Genomic DNA, 15,746 nt, shown 5'->3' with positions numbered 1-15,746 from the left:
ATAATCATGCAAACCGCTTATATTTACAGTGTCAGTCGAGTTAATGCCTTAGCGCAGTTTCTCCTTTCAAAGACAGACATCGAGCGTTTGCTGGTGGCTGAGCCTGGTGCCGACTTGCAGTCAGCGCTTAAGGAAACGTACCTTGCGCCATACGTACTTCGTGTACCAAACGAAGACCTTGGTCTCGCAATCGAGCAGACTTTGATTGATGCAAAAAAGCTCATTCACAGTATTGCGCCTGACGGCGATATGCTTCGCGTGTTGTGGGTGCAGTATGACATTCATAATCTTCGTGCTTTTGCTAAAGGTTTGGCGACCGGGCTCTCGTATGAGGAGTGTACACCGTTCCTTTCAGGCCGCGGTATCTACGAGCCTGAGCAGCTGCATAAGCATGTGGCCGAACGTTCGCTCTCATCATTGCAGGCAGGATGGCAAGAAGCCTTCGCTGCGGCAGCGGCGCTCGTAGAAGCCGGTGAACTAAGTAAAGTGGACGCTGTTTTTGACGAGCTCTACTTTAAGACGAGTACACGGATTGTAGATGCGGGTGATGCTTTTATGAAGCAGTACCTCGGTGTCTTGATTGATCTCTATAATCTCAAGAGTCGACTCCGTCGCCTCAAGAATGAGTCGGTTGAGCTCGAACCAGCATTTGTATCTGGTGGTACGTTTGGAGCGCACCAAATCGAAACCATGGCCGATGTTGAGGCAATCTTCGCGCGCTTTGGTGGTGAGGCTTTCTGGAAGGATGCGCTTACCTACTTTGCTGAAGAAGGAAACTTCACACGCATTGATGCGGCATCGGCCGACTATCTGCTTCGAGTCGCTAAGGAGGGGAGTACAGACATGTTCTCATCAGCTTCACTCGTCTTCTATTACTTAAAGTGTCGTCAGGCTGCGGCCAATGTTCGTGCAATTGTGGTTGGACGAAACAACGGACTTGCACTTGAAGATATCCGCGCTAATCTCCGCATGGCTTATGTCAACAACTAACGAATACAAAATTGCCATTGTTGGCCCAGCCGACACGGTGTCTGGGTTCAAAGCTTTGGGAGTTGAACCATTTGCAGCCAATACTGCAGATGAAGCGCTTGAGCAGCTCCGGCAGATTAGACAGCAAACACTCGACCCGGTATCAGAAAAGAAGTACGCCATTGTGTGTATTATCGAAGATTTGGTCACTATGGTTGATCAAGCCGAATACGCCAAGGTAGTAGAGGGGGCATTGCCAGCAGTAGTGTTGTTACCAGGTCCAGAGGGAAGCAGCGGCTTCGCCATCGAGCGACTCCGTCGATTGGCCGAACAGGCAGTAGGATCAGCAATCATTTAAATCATTTATTCATTCACTATTAGTATTTATTAAAATCATCATGACGAAATCACAGGAAACAACCACACAAGGTGACATCAAGGCTGGTGTTATTCTCCGTGTGACTGGACCACTCGTGCGCGCCAACGGTATGAAGGAGGCGAAGCTCTACGAGGTGGTAAAGGTGTCTGAGGAAAAGCTCCTCGGCGAAATCATCGAGCTCCATGGCGACGTGGCAGCGATTCAGGTGTATGAAGAAACAGCGGGTGTTGGCCCAGGTGACGTGGTGTACCGTACTGGTCGCACGATGTCAGTAGCGCTTGCTCCAGGACTTCTTGAATCTATTTATGACGGTGTGCAGCGACCGCTCCACAAGATTGAAGCGGCAGCAGGAAACTGTTTCATTAAGCGAGGTATCGAAGCGGAAGCAATCGACACCAGTAAGAAGTGGAAGTTCACTCCAGTAGTTAAGGAGGGTGCGACGGTTGTAGAAGGTGATGTGCTTGGTGAAGTGCAAGAGACTTCACTTATCGTGCATAAAGTCATGGTGCCACCAGGAGAGGGTGGAGTAGTAGCGTCTATCAAGAGCGGTGAATTTACCGTGACTGAAGAAGTAGCTACACTCACTCGCGCTGATGGAACAATAGCAAGCATTGCAATGCTTCAGCACTGGCCAATTCGTCAGGCTCGCCCAAAGGCATCAAAGATCTTCCCAACGCAGCCACTTCGTACCGGTGGACGTTCCATCGACACCTTCTTCCCAATTGCCAAGGGAGGAGCTGGGTGTATTCCTGGCCCATTTGGTGCTGGTAAGACGGTAACGCAGCAGGGTATTGCAAAGTACTGTGACGCGGAAATCATCGTGTACATCGGTTGTGGTGAGCGTGGTAACGAGATGACTGAAGTGCTTTCAGAATTCCCGCACCTCATCGACCCAAATACTGGCGAGCCGCTCATGAAGCGAACCATTCTCATTGCGAACACGTCAAACATGCCAGTAGCCGCGCGTGAAGCGTCGGTCTATACCGGTATCACCATTGCTGAGTACTACCGTGACATGGGCTACAACGTAGCGCTCATGGCAGACTCAACCTCACGTTGGGCAGAAGCGATGCGTGAAATTTCTGGTCGTCTTGAAGAAATGCCAGGTGAAGAAGGATATCCTGCGTATCTTTCATCACGTACTGCTGAGTTCTACGAACGAGCCGGTATCGTAAAGACGCTTGGTAGCGAAGGACGTACTGGGTCACTTACGGTGATTGGTGCGGTGTCGCCTCCAGGTGGAGACCTTTCAGAGCCGGTATCACAGGCAACACTTCGTGTAACCAAGACGTTCTGGTCACTCGACTCAGACTTGGCGTACAAGAAGCACTTCCCATCAATCAACTGGCTCGTATCATACTCACTCTACGCACCAAACTTCGAAAAGTTCTGGAAGGAAGAAGTGGCAGAAGACTTTGTGGATGTGCGAAAGACAGCCATGACCCTTCTTGAAAAGGAATCAAAGTTGCTCGAAATTGTTCGTCTCGTAGGTATGGAATCACTTTCAAACGGAGACCGACTTATCCTCGAAGTGGCTCGCATGATTCGTGAAGACTTCCTCTTCCAGGATGCCTTCTCAAAGGATGATGCCTACACACCACTCGAACGTCAGTACGGTATGCTTAAGTCAATTATTACATTCTTCGACGCTGGTCAGGAAGTGGTGAATCAGCCAGAGTTTGAATTTGCAGCTTTCACAGCCATTCCGTCATACGCACAGGTAGCTACCCTTAAGGATCAGCTTACGTGGAAGAAGGAGGATTATCAGAAGTTCCAGGATACCGTTCGCGCTGAAGTGAGCGCCTTGGCAGCTAACTAAGTTTCGTATCATGAGTCAAAAAGAATATACAGACATTGCTTCAATTGCTGGACCACTAATGGTGGTAGAAGGAGTTGAAGGTGCTAAGTACGAAGAACTTGTTGAGGTAAACGTACCAGGAGAGTCAAAGCCGCGCTTTGGTAAGGTGCTTGATGTGTCTAAGGACAAGGCAGTGGTGCAGATGTTTGATGCGACGAGTGGTATGACTGCCGACGGTACGCGTGCGCGTTTCCGTGGCGAAACGCTCAAGCTTGGTGTGTCAGAAGACATGCTTGGTCGTGTGTTCAATGGTGCTGGTCAGGTAGCTGATGGTGGTCCGGAACTCGTGCCAGAACAACGTCGCGACATTGCCGGCGAGCCAATCAATCCATTCTCACGTGAATTCCCAAACGACTTCATTCAGACTGGTATTGGTTCAATCGACGTAATGAACACACTCGTGCGCGGACAGAAGCTGCCGATTTTCTCGGGTGCTGGTCTTCCACACTCACGCCTCGCAGCACAGATTGCGCGTCAAGCATCGGTAAAGGACGGTAGTGACTTCGCGATTGTTTTTGCGACACTCGGTGTGTCATTTGAAGAAGCAGAATACTTCCGTCGTGAATTCGAAGAGGCAGGTGCGCTTGAGCGTTCTGTACTCTTCATCAACACAGCGGCTGACCCAGTGGTAGAGCGTGTATCAACTCCGCGCATGGCCCTCACTACCGCTGAGTACTTGGCGTTTGAAAAGGGAATGCACGTACTTGTAATTCTCACTGACCTTACCAACTACTGTGAAGCGCTTCGCGAAGTGTCTTCAGCGCGTAAGGAAGTGCCGGGACGTCGTGGGTATCCAGGATATCTCTACACTGACCTCTCAACTATTTATGAACGCGCTGGTCGCGTAAAAGGCAAGAAGGGTACGATTACCCAGATTCCAATTCTCACGATGCCAGACGACGACAAGACTCACCCAGTGCCAGACCTTACGGGGTACATTACTGAAGGTCAGTTCGTGATTTCTCGTGAACTTTACCGCAAGGGTGTATTTCCACCGGTGGACGTACAAGGTTCACTGTCTCGACTCTGGTCAGCTGGTGTAGGTGAAGGGAAGACTCGTGAGGATCACAAGAATCTCAAGGATCAGCTCTTCGCATCATATGCGACAGGTCGTGAAGTGCGTGAGCTCGCGGTGGTGCTTGGTGAAGCATCACTCGACGATACCGACAAGGCACACCTTCGCTTCGCTGATGCGTTCGAACGAGAGTTCGTTGGTCAGGGAGAATTTGAAAACCGTTCGGTAGAAGAATCACTTGATATTGGTTGGAAGTTGCTTGCTATGCTGCCGCGCACATCACTGAAGCGTGTTAAGCCAGCTGAAATCGATAAATGGATGCCAACGGTAGCTGCATAATTTCTTCTGAATTATGGCTATATTAAAAGTTAACCCCACTCGCATTGCGCTCCTTTCACTCAAGAAGGAACTCAAGACTGCGAAGAAGGGACATAAGCTACTCAAAGATAAGCGCGATGGTCTCGTGAAGAAATTCATGGCGATTATCTATGAGGCAAAGGCGAAGCGTGAGTCGGTTGAGGCGCGTCTTGGCTCAGCGTTTGATTCATACGCTCGGGCGAGTGGTATGACTTCTGCAGCTGCGCTCAACACTGCCTTCATGGTGCCAAACGCCAAGATTGATCTTGGCGTGAGGGTAAACAGCGTGATGTCAGTGAAGATTCCTGAGTTTACCATCGAGAAGCACGGCTCTGCATTTGCCTACGGCATGCTCGAAACCACTGGTGATCTCGACAATGCCATGGTGAAATTTGATGCGGTGATTGTCGATATCCTGAAGCTCGCTGAGCTTGAGAAGACAGCGGAAAACCTAGCGCAGGAAATCGAAAAGACGCGCCGTCGCGTGTCAGCGCTCGAGAACGTGCGTATTCCAAATCTCAATGACACGATTAAGTTCATCACGATGCAGCTCGATGAACGCAATCGCGACGCGGTGGTATCAACCATGCGCGTAAAAGCGATGATTATGGCGAAAGAGGAAAGTGGTGAATAGGTAACTATTTTTACAAAAGAAACAGCGGCGCGGACCTTCGGTCCGCGCCGCTTTTGCAATATTGCTAATCTATGACATAGTAGCGATTGGTGCGATTGAATCGCCGAAAAATTGTTCTTTCTACTTTTGTCACAAGGAGATTGTCATGTTGAAAAATGATGATGTTGTCGCACAATTTGTTCGAGGGTTTGAATCAATGCTTCGAACACTGGTGCTAACCCCTGCACAGCTGCGTGGTCTCAGCTACGCCATCGCAGATCCGAGAGCGATGAGCGGACATGCAGAGTCTGTGGTTGGCAGATATGATCACATGACCGGATTCGATGTTGAAGTTACGGGTGTCTATAGTGCTGCAGCGCAGTACTTGGCAGCTTTCAGGAGAGCGGTTGCAGAAGGGTGTGTCACCCCTCTCGACCCTTTAGTATTTAAACTCATTGAACTGGGGGAGGTGAATGGTACCGCATGTTTCTCCCAGTTGTATTTAATGGAAACGGTAGACCTGTGTGGTGGGGTTGCGACGATTCCGCTGGTTCGAAACGGTCTGCAGTCGCATCAGCTTTCAGAGTGTTCTCTCGACATCGTGTTCACGGTTGTGTTGCACTATGGAGATAAGCTTCCGCTGGGTCGAGAAGTAATCTTTTTCATGAAGCCGGTGCTTGTACACGGCCGGCGATTTGTGCTCGGTGTTACGCGTACTGGGCAAAATTTGTCGCTGCAGCTTCACAGTACTGAGGTGATACCCGACGGTGATCATGTTTGGGCAGCCATTCATCTTCCCGATATGAAATAAACATTCAATAAAACTCAGGCGAAAGCCTGAGTTTTTTTTACGTAAAGTTTGTTGTTTGCCAGAGCTGACTTGTTTCTGGATTGAAGCGTGCAATACTGAAGTGTTCCTCGTGGGCAAGCTTTACTAATTCAGTTTCATGCAAGAGAAGAGCTGTGGTGGCAAAGGCGTCGGCATCTCGTGCTGAAGAAGCTTTCACAAACGAGGCAACTTTTGGTGCGGTGTGATTGGTGATGATGTGTGTGAAGGTTTGGTCGGCTGATTTCCAGATACGTTTAAAGGGACTAGATGCTGCGAAGCCTTGGTTGTGTAGTAGGGTGGTGTGGATATACTTTTTTGGAGCAGTCGGGTGTTCGAGATAGATTTCAACTGGCTTATTACAGTTACTACTCACGAACATGTCACCGCCGCCATTGATTAAAAAGTAGGGCAGCAAGAATTCTTCTTGAAGAATTCTTGCCAGTTCATCAATCAAGTATCCTTTGCCGTATCCGCCAATGTCAACCTTCCCATGAGCGAGAGTGATTTTTTCTAATGTAATTTGTAAGTCGGTTATAGGGTTTCCGGCTGTTTCTCGTTCAGGGTTGGATGGTGTGAATGTGTAGTCAGCGTTATAGCCGCGGGCTTCAAGAATGTTTCCGGTCAAAAGATTGAAGTTGGTGTTTGTGCGTAGGTAAAGGCCTTTGCCGAACTCAAGAAGGGTGCGGAATGCCTCATCTGGCGCTTCAAATTTCCGTTGGGTATTAAGTTTGCTGATGAGTGAGTCAGTACGAAATCGTGAGTAGCGCATTTCGTATTCACGTGTAAAACGCTCGAGGCGGCCAAAGGCCGCCTCGAGCGTTTCCTTCGAAGCGTCGCCAAAGATGGTAATCCACCACTTGGTGCCGAGCGCCTCGAATTCATGAGTCATGTGCTAACTTTATGCTTCAGATCGAATCTTGGCAAGCGCTTCGTTGAAGGCTGCGCTAGTGAGTGAGGCTCCGCCAACGCGTGATACTTCAAGGTCAGAAATTGATTGGCCAATAACAACCTCTTTGTATGCCGCTTCAAAGCGTTGTGCATTCGGGTCCTTTTCTGCTCCTTGGCTATATGCCACGTTCGCGTCAGTGATTATCCCGTTTTCGGTGATGAGTGTTACGTCCAGCAAATACTCGTTGCGTGCTGGTGTGAAATAGGTAACTGATGTGCTGTGTGTGCCGTCTGTAATCGTGGCAACAGCATCGCCAGACGTTTCTCTGGTGACCGTTTCGGAGGTAGCAACCTCTGTTTGACTCGGTGGTATATCACCGTTCCTCGTAAGGGTGAATCCAATCGCGACAACAGCTATGACGATAATACCAATAATGTACGACATACGTGGTAATGGTTTAAAAATTAAACTAACAACACTAGTATAGTAATACATTCGTAAGAAAAACCAAATCTGTACCTAGAGGATAGCTTGTGCCCTGATACTGTCGATTGCTACGTTAAAGGCGTTTGTTGTTAGTGAAGCGCCACCAACTCGAGCGAGGTCAACGTTTTCAAGGTCTTTCCCAACAACGCCACCTTCATAACTCTTTAAAAAGCGCTTGGTGTAGCTATCGCGAGCTGCTTTGCCACTAAAGGAAATGTCTACAGCGGTAACTGTATCGTTGCTGACTGTCAGGCTCACATCCATGCTGTAGTTTCCATCTGGTGTGCGATAACTGCGGGTAGCATTGTAGGTACCGTTTGCATATGTATACGTAATAGCTGGTGTACTTGGGGTGGGTGCTGCAGGGGCCGGCGTACTCGGTGTGGTCGCAGTGTTTGGTTCTATGGTGTTGGTTTGGGGTGTCGTTTGTGTAGAAGTTATTTCAGTCTTGGCTACTACGGTGGCAGTATTTTCTGTTTCGATAACAACCTCGGTTTCAATCGGTGTTTCTGGTGCTTCAGTTAACTCATCATCAATTGAGACGAGGTTTGGAATAGTTTCTTCGGTAGCAGCTACCGTCGCTTCCGTGTTTTGAGTGACAGCTATGTCAGTCTGATTGTGTGAAAGAGCAAAACCTACACCAACAACTGCTAGGGCTAATACGGCAATTATGTACGGCATTGTAAATGAAATTAAATCAGTAAAACGGTGTAGTAGTATACTGAAACTATTATCACCGTTAAGTACTACACTGCATGATGCACATTATTACAAAGCCATATCGCTCACTACAGCACTTCGTTGATGGAATTGGTATGTACCGCTTGGTGCTCGGTTCATTGGTTGCGTTGGCGTTTTGTTCCATTGTAGCTGGGTTCAGTGGCTTTTTAGCGTACAGTGGACTCGGTCAACTGTTTGCATTATTGCTGGCATTGCTGGTGGCACTGTCACTTAACTGGATTATTGCTCTTGTCACCAACATTCCCGTCAATCATGAATCTGCGGTGATTACAGCCTTTATACTTTTCTTCCTTACCATCCCTGAGGAAGATGTTCTTTCAAATTGGCCGCTGGTGGCAGCAGTGACGATTGCGATTCTGTCAAAGTTCATTTTTGTATACCGGCGGCAACACTTTATGAATCCAGCGGCCGTTGGCGCTGCAGCACTTAGTGTGACAGGCGTGTACACGTTTAGTTGGTGGGTAGCTAATCCGGCGCTGTTTGTTCCGCTCATAATTACTGGTGTTTTGGTGGTGATGAAGGTGCGTAAGTGGGTGCCGGTAATAGCGTTTGTGTTAGTGAGTGTAGTCATTTATGTGGCTGAGGGGTACAGCTATGGTTTGCTGATTCCAGATGCACTACGTACTTTTTTCTTGTCATGGCCGACGCTTTTCCTGGCCTTTTACATGCTTACTGAGCCGTTTACGATGCCGGCGACAAAGGGGCCACAGACGCTCTACGGAGGTCTTGTTGGTTTTCTTTCAAACAGCTCATTGGTTAGTTTTTCGCCAGAGTTGGCGCTCATTATCGGCAACATTTTTATGCTGCCAGCCAGGTTGCGTCGTAAGCTCTATCTTGAGTTTGAATCAAAAGAACGTATCGCCGCCAACACATATGAATTTGTATTCAAGAAACCAGCTGGTTTTACGTTTAAAGCCGGTCAGTATCTAGAGTGGATGTTTCCCCATGAAAAATCAGACAGTAAGGGTATTCGCCGTTACTTTACAATTGCAGCTGCTCCGACAGAAAGCAAAGTGCGCATGGCTTTCAAAATAACGGAAAACGGCAGTTCGTATAAACGTGAGCTGCTCAAGCTGGACGTTGGTGAAAAAATCATTGCCAGTCAATTAGCAGGAGATTTTTTATTACCGAAAGATTCAACGGAAAAATTAGCGTTTGTCGCTGGTGGTATTGGCGTGACCCCATTTCGTAGTCATTTACAATACTTGGCAGACGCTGATCAACCCCGTGATGTGGCGCTGTACTATTGCGTAAATATGATGAATGAACTGGCGTATTCACAGGTGTTTGGACGTGTGATGCGTACGGTACAGCTCGAGCTTATCCCTGTGGTGGCGAAAGAAGAGGTCTCTCAGCCATACGAATCTGGGTATCTAACGGAGGAAATGGTAAAGCGTCGTACGCCTGATTATCTTGAACGCACGTGGTATCTCTCTGGTCCTCCAGGTATGGTAGATGCTTACACAAAGCTTTTGCGTGGTATGGGTGTGGCAAAAAGCCGAATTGTTCGTGATTTTTTCCCTGGTGTGGCCTAGCGCTGTACCCACTTTCTTCGGCACGATTTACTGTACTTGGTACAATAGGAGAGATGAAGGTTGTTAACTCGCTTCTTGCGTTGGTTGTTGTGTTTGTGGGACTGGTGTCGCCAGTTTTTGCTGATGCTGATGAATCAACTGACAGTCTTTTTTGTACGGCTTTCGGGTGGGTAGTGCGTCCACTTGGTTTTTGCCAGACTACTGTTCGAGTTGAGGTGGTAACTAGTGATGCAGAAGTGCTTGATGTAGTAGTGCGTCCGCCGGTAGTCACTAGCCCAGTTTCAGATGAATTACCCGCAGCAACATCGTCGTATCCCGTGGTGAATGAAACTCTCGAGAGCCAGCAGCTGGTAGTGTCGTACGCTGGTGTTACAGAAGCGCGTCTCAATGAGAGAATCACACAGGTGTTGATGTATATTAACTCTTTGCCGCACCAAGCAGCTGTTCCGTTATCTGTGAAAGGCTCTGCCGGAGGTGCTGATCGAGATTATGTTATTAAATCAGTAGATAAAATCTACGATACTGTTGGTAATCGATTTGATTCGGTTTTGTCTGACGGAGATTTTTCAAGTCCACAGCTCACTGATGCAATTTTAGGGGGAACAACGTATACAACTGGCTGGCTCGGAGTTGGCACCTCTAGCCCGTCTGACGTACTGGCTGTGGCAGGTGCGCTTTATTTAGGAGCGACTGCACCAACAAGCGTGGCTAATCGATTGTACAACGTAAACGGCGATTTATATTGGAATGGGCAAGCCCTCTCTAGCTCTACTGCAAGCACTTGGCAAGGCAATGGCACTGATGTATTTCGGTCAACTGGTAGCGTTGGGATTGGCACAACCACTCCGTCAGCTACTTTGACCGTAGCTGGTACTATTTTGGCAGGTACCACGACTGCACGCATTGTTGATCTTGGTGGTGAGGTGTGTAACGTGGAGGCATATGGCGCTGTCGGAGATAATTCCACTATCAATGACGCGGCGATTGCTGCCGCAATCGCCGCCTGTGGCGACGGTGGCACCGTGTTTTTTCCGATGGGGCAATATCGTATTTCAAGTCCAATCATACTTGATCGGCCAGTGACGCTCCGCGGTGCATATTCGCCGCGTTGGTCATACTCAAGTACCCCGCGCAGCTCAATTCGTGCAGATTTCGGCAGCTTCTCAGGAGTGGCCATGATTCATGTGCGCGATAAAGCAATTTCCGGCGAAGTCAACAATAACAACGGTGGGCGCTTAGAGTATCTGAGTCTCGATGGTGGGTCGGCCAGTACGGACGTGGATGGTGTTTACTTTGAAGGCTTGGTGCGTGATTGGAAACTGACTGATGTCGATATTTCTCAAGTGACCGGTAATGGTTTTGAATCAGCGGTGGGTGCCGGTAGCGGTAATCCACGCGGATTTACGATTCGCGGACTTTCTATCTACAGTGCTGATGGGCATGGTTTTCGTGCTACTGCACTCAATGACTCATACATTGAAGACTTGCTTTCTGTCGGTAATGCGCTACGCGGTATCTATCTTTCATCAATGGGTGAAACAAAGATCAACAACTCTCGTGCAGTGTTTAATGGTCTGACTGGCTTGTACATTGATGGCTCATCTGCCAATGGGGGACTCATGTTTACTGACTTTTCAACCGACCGCAACGACCGTCATGGAGTACGCATCTCGCTTACTGGTACTACTACTGTAACCTTTAATGGTCTTTTGACCCGTCGTGACGGCGCCAATCTCAGTGGCGGCACCGAGACTCCATATGCTGGTGTGGCAATTATTGGTACGACATCAGAGAAGGTGGCGCCCGTCTTTATTAATGGCCTCTCGCAGATTATTGGTGTGGATGATAGTGGCAACCCGCCGCTTGCACCGCTGACAGGTGTGCGCGTGACAAATGCTTCATACGTAAAAGTAGATGGGCAACTATGGGGAGTAAATGAAGCGTATCGCGATGATGGTGGTAACGATCACTTCATTATCGAAGAAGATTCCATTATCAAGGTTGGCAACGACGGTGTTACAGAAAGTATCGCCCCTCTCTTTAATGACAAGTGGATTGCGTCAAGTACGGTTGGCGGCCTACGTTACGATGGGCGGATCAGTATCGGCAGTAGCACTGATAGCCGACTGCTTAACATTGTGGCGCCGTCAGGAGCTGGTGCACGGTTCCGTGATACTACCAACAATGTTATTTTCGATATGCGCGCAGAGGACTACCAAGGATTTTTTGGTACCTTTTCAAATCATCAACTTCGTTTCCAGACCAATAACACTTCGCGACTCACCATCGATACCAATGGTTATGTGGGAATTGGAACGACTTCTCCTGACCAGGCACTCGATGTGATTGGCACAGTGCAATCTTCCGTGTTGCTCGGTGGTGCAACTACGCTGGCTACTGATGCAAACGGTAATATTATTCGCAATCCGTCTGATCGTCGATTAAAGCAAAATATTGAGAGCCTCGATGGAGCTTTAGAGAAACTACTTCAGCTTCGTGGCGTACGCTATGAGTGGAAAGATCACGAACGATTTGGTGATCAAGAAGAAATCGGATTTATTGCACAAGAGGTAGATGAAGTGGTGCCTGAAGTGGTACGTAAAGGAGGTGACTATTGGTCACTCAATACTGCCAACTTACTCGCCGTTGTGGTGGAGGCAGTGAAAGAAATATGGCAGACCGTGACTGGCAATCAGCAGAAGATTGCTGAACTTGAAGTGCGTGTGTCGTCGTTGGAAGCTGCAATTAACGCTTCGAATGATTCAGACAGTGAAGCTGATTCAGCGTCGATAGGTGCTTCTTCTAATACTGATACTCAGCATGCTGAGGAAGAGAGTGTGACTGCTACTACGAGTGTTGAAAGAGTGTTGGATGATGTGTTTGAATCAGCATCAAGTTCGGTATCGGTAGCCGAGGAGACGGCGCAAGAAGTTGGCGCGGGTGCTGTCGAAATGCTTGGGGAGGAAGATTCTTTTGATGCTAAGGCTGATACGTATGAACAAATGGAAGAGACGGTCCCATCTGCCACTGTAGAGCCAGAACCTCCAGTAGAGACCGCCGAAGTCGAAGCTTCAGCAGATAATTGACTAAGTCGATAATTAGTTGTATTGTAATCTAGTAAAAATAGCTTGTAATGAGCTGTTTGTTTGTTCTTTACAACTTATATGACTGTCTTCATGGAGGAATGTCATGAAAAAGCTACTGGTAGCACTCTTTGCTGCGCTGCTTTTGTTTCCGCTTTTTGCGGAGGCGAGTGTGCCGCGGCCGTGTTTGGCAAAAGATAGTGCATGGACTTCCACTGAGCATATCAAGCGCATGGAAGAACTGGGTATCAAGTGTGCCACGGTCTACTACAACTTGCTCTCAGATGTTAATCGGAGAGCACCGCTGTCGTGGGTAAAAGCAAAGTATCTCGATGCAGGATATGATCTCATCTTGGTGCTTATCATCGACGATAAACAGGGCGAGGGATTGCTTCGTCGGATTGCGCAAGGGAGGTTTGATCCTGATCTTAACAATCTGGCGGCGGCTATCAGTCGCGCGGACAAGCAGATTGTACTTCGACCACTGCATGAGGTAGATGCCTCTTGGCATCCGTGGGGAATGTACGCAAAAGGCAACACGCCCGAAGAGGCAATTGCAGCATTGCGTCACATTCACAGTCTCTTTGATCACGCTCACAGCGGTGTGCTCTTTGAGGTGAACTTCAATCGTGCTGATGGTAAAGGGCAGGTATTGGGAGAAGCAGGACGTTACATGTCGGCGCTCGATAAATTTGTCGATCAGTACTCAATCTCCAGCTACAACCGCTGTGGAACGGCGCCAAAGTATCGTCCCGAATCTGGTAGTAATGATTCTGTCTCGGAGTACGAGCAGCCGTTCATTGCAGGATTTGCTCCGGCATACGATCGGGCGGCCGCATTTACAAAACGGCCTATCAACGTTGCTGAGACATCCACCTCAGGATTGTGCGCGCCGAAGTTGCCATGGTTTGAACAAATGTTCCTCGATCTCGAGGCGCCAGAGTTTGACCAGGTAGACACGGTGACCTTTTTCTTCGGAAAACGGAAACCAGGCACTGTTTCAAATGATGTGGCGATTGACTGGGATATTGCTCCAGAAGATCGTGCGTCGTTCGCGGGCACGATGAGGCTGTACTGGCCGCAACGTGATCGTGTCGACAATATTCTCAAGGAAGGTGTCGTTCTCACAAGTTTTGACGCGCCGTGGAGTGTCTTCGTGACATTGAGTAAGTCCTTTGCGGGGGAGGTGCCAAATCAAGCCATCAACCCCGTGTCGGGTCAGCCGTTTGGCGAAGATGATTTTGTGCTTCGTGGGTACGTAAACCAGCGTATTCTTTTTCCGACGGCTGGATCATTCAAGCATGGGCCAGGTGTACAGATTGGTTTCGTGGAATCACCAAATGACGAAAAGTGGTGGAATAACCAAATTTCGCTCACGGCGAGCTACGGTCTGTATGCTGAGCTACAACCAGGAGTGCAGTGGGGTAGAAAGTTTGCTGAAGTGTATCTCGAGCACCGAATCTATACAGTGCCGGTGCCGAGTCGCTTCGACGGACGCAGTGAAACGCGAGCCGGCATTCGTGTTGGCGTCACATTTGGTGGTGACTGGACCAAGGGCTACAGGAGGTGAAAGGTGGGTCAAACATACATCGACCTCTATATTCGTCACGAAGTAACGCTGTTCGTAGTCTTATTTTTCATTGCAACGATGATTATGTTGCCGCGGCAGCTACTTGGTGTGTACTTTCATCACCAGATTCGACGCGGAAAGCTGTTCATGCAGCATCCGCTCACTCGAGCTACTGGCGTGACACTCTTCGAACCAATATACCTGGAGGATCCTGAAGTCTTACACGAGGCGCTCGCAGCCTTGCGGGCGTCGCTTGAAAAATGGGCAGACAAGTACGCCATCATATGTATTGTCGACGCGGCCGACGTGTATCCGAAAGAAGGAGGCGCCTTGGCTGAAATCGCCGAGCAATATGGTGCACACGTCTTCATGACCAATGCGCGCAGTAAGCGAAAAAATCTGCGCAATGCAGTGGAGTGGGCCAAGAAGCATGGAGTGCTGTATGAATTTTCTGCCTTCCATGACTCTGATACGGTGCCGACCACGCCAGACCACAATATCATTGGCGAACTGCTTCGGCCGTTTGTCGATGAAAGAGTGGGTGGGGTGACGACTGCGCAACGTATTCGCAACCCCAATCATTGGCTGCTGCGCATTCTTGACTGGCTTGAGGATGCTCGCATCGGTGGATCAATGGCGGCTGGTAGTCTGTTTGGTCAGGTCGGGTGTTTGCCGGGGCGCCTGTATATGGTCCGCTCCTGTATCATCGCTGACTGGATGGACGAGCTGGTCGAAGAGTACTGGAAGGTGCCGACATATTCATTCAAGTGGCCATTTGTTTCAATCGCTCGCGTGCAAGCGCATGCGGGTGACGATCGGCGAATGACCCTGCGAGTGGAAGAGTTGGGGTATCGGACAGTGATGAATCCGCGGGCGACCGTGGAAACAACGCTTCCGAAAAAACTCCGGCAGATAAACCGCATATTCCGGCGCTGGGCAACCTCCAGTCAGTGGTTGACCTTCAGGTATACCGGCAAAAGCTGGTTTTGGCGGCTCGGGTTTGTGATGTATCAGTACTACACAGACCTATTGCTAACCCTTATCTCGGTATTTTTGGTAGTCAGGATGGGATATCTGGCTATCTGGGGAGAAGCGGGTCTGGCAATGCCGCTGTGGATGCTTCTAGCGTACTCGGTGGCAGGAGTGTTGCTCACGTTCACGGTTCGTCAGTTGTGGCACTTACTGCGATACCCATCGCGACTGCTGCTACTGCCGGTCTTTGTGGTTTTGGTGACCTTCTGGCAATTCATTCGTTTCCAAGCGTTGTTTACGCCCGGGCGCATCAGCGTGTGGGGTTCGCGCAAAGGAGCTGATCTGGAAAAAGGCAAGGTTTGGTTCCGTCCATTTGAAAAGTTCCGCAAGTCTACTTGACAAAATAAGTGGGTCTGGCAAACTGTAATTAGTCAACCACGGAAGGAAGGA

General features: G+C 49.0%; 13 protein-coding genes. 10 read left to right on the top strand and 3 right to left on the bottom strand.

The annotated features are described in order from the left end of the window. Positions 1-6 precede the first annotated feature (6 nt). The 6 genes from H6780_00380 (at position 7) to H6780_00355 (ending at position 6,002) form a co-directional block, all read left to right on the top strand. Complete coding sequence (locus tag H6780_00380; protein USN88867.1) at positions 7-990, top strand: V-type ATPase subunit; 984 nt, start codon at positions 7-9, stop codon at positions 988-990. After that, positions 977-1,327, top strand: a complete 351-nt coding sequence (locus tag H6780_00375) for a hypothetical protein (GenBank protein ID USN88866.1) — start codon at positions 977-979, stop codon at positions 1,325-1,327. Before H6780_00380 ends, H6780_00375 begins: the two co-directional genes overlap by 14 nt. Positions 1,328-1,403: 76 nt before the next feature. Then, positions 1,404-3,167: a V-type ATP synthase subunit A gene (locus tag H6780_00370; GenBank protein ID USN89250.1), complete on the top strand. Its 1,764-nt coding sequence runs from the start codon at positions 1,404-1,406 to the stop codon at positions 3,165-3,167. A gap of 10 nt (positions 3,168-3,177) precedes the next feature. Continuing rightward, positions 3,178-4,560, top strand: a complete 1,383-nt coding sequence (locus H6780_00365; GenBank protein ID USN88865.1) for a V-type ATP synthase subunit B — start codon at positions 3,178-3,180, stop codon at positions 4,558-4,560. Between the two features lie 13 nt (positions 4,561-4,573). Further along, the gene (locus H6780_00360) at positions 4,574-5,212 is read left to right on the top strand and encodes a V-type ATP synthase subunit D (GenBank protein ID USN88864.1); all 639 of its coding nucleotides are present in this window, start codon (positions 4,574-4,576) and stop codon (positions 5,210-5,212) included. Positions 5,213-5,357: 145 nt separating this feature from the next. Beyond that, positions 5,358-6,002: a hypothetical protein gene (locus H6780_00355; protein USN88863.1), complete on the top strand. Its 645-nt coding sequence runs from the start codon at positions 5,358-5,360 to the stop codon at positions 6,000-6,002. Between the two features lie 37 nt (positions 6,003-6,039). Here H6780_00355 and H6780_00350 read toward each other — a convergent pair whose 3' ends face one another. The 3 genes from H6780_00350 to H6780_00340 all read right to left on the bottom strand — a co-directional run bounded on the left by H6780_00350 (position 6,040) and on the right by H6780_00340 (position 8,076). Then, on the bottom strand, positions 6,040-6,909 hold the full coding sequence (locus H6780_00350) for an FAD:protein FMN transferase (protein USN88862.1): 870 nt from the start codon (positions 6,907-6,909) through the stop codon (positions 6,040-6,042). 9 nt (positions 6,910-6,918) lie between these two features. Continuing rightward, entirely contained in the window at positions 6,919-7,353 is a 435-nt protein-coding gene (locus tag H6780_00345; GenBank protein USN88861.1) for a hypothetical protein, read from the bottom strand. 75 nt (positions 7,354-7,428) lie between these two features. Then, the gene (locus H6780_00340; GenBank protein USN88860.1) at positions 7,429-8,076 is read right to left on the bottom strand and encodes a hypothetical protein; all 648 of its coding nucleotides are present in this window, start codon (positions 8,074-8,076) and stop codon (positions 7,429-7,431) included. Between the two features lie 77 nt (positions 8,077-8,153). Between H6780_00340 and H6780_00335 the strand changes: the two genes are divergently transcribed. The 4 genes from H6780_00335 to H6780_00320 all read left to right on the top strand — a co-directional run bounded on the left by H6780_00335 (position 8,154) and on the right by H6780_00320 (position 15,695). After that, positions 8,154-9,671 (top strand): hypothetical protein, encoded by a 1,518-nt coding sequence (locus H6780_00335; protein USN88859.1) that lies wholly within the window; start codon positions 8,154-8,156, stop codon positions 9,669-9,671. Between the two features lie 53 nt (positions 9,672-9,724). After that, positions 9,725-12,757, top strand: coding sequence for a tail fiber domain-containing protein (locus tag H6780_00330; protein ID USN88858.1), 3,033 nt, complete (start codon positions 9,725-9,727; stop codon positions 12,755-12,757). 103 nt (positions 12,758-12,860) lie between these two features. After that, positions 12,861-14,324, top strand: coding sequence for a hypothetical protein (locus H6780_00325; GenBank protein USN88857.1), 1,464 nt, complete (start codon positions 12,861-12,863; stop codon positions 14,322-14,324). 3 nt (positions 14,325-14,327) lie between these two features. Then, a complete protein-coding gene (locus H6780_00320) occupies positions 14,328-15,695 on the top strand; it encodes a glycosyltransferase (GenBank protein ID USN88856.1) in 1,368 nt (455 codons plus the stop codon). Positions 15,696-15,746 lie beyond the last annotated feature (51 nt).

The sequence above is a fragment of the Candidatus Nomurabacteria bacterium genome (assembly GCA_023898565.1).
Lineage (GTDB): Bacteria > Patescibacteriota > Minisyncoccia > Phycocordibacterales > UBA918 > OLB19.
Note: the sequence above shows the minus strand (reverse complement) of the source record. Positions and strands in the feature narration are given on the sequence as shown.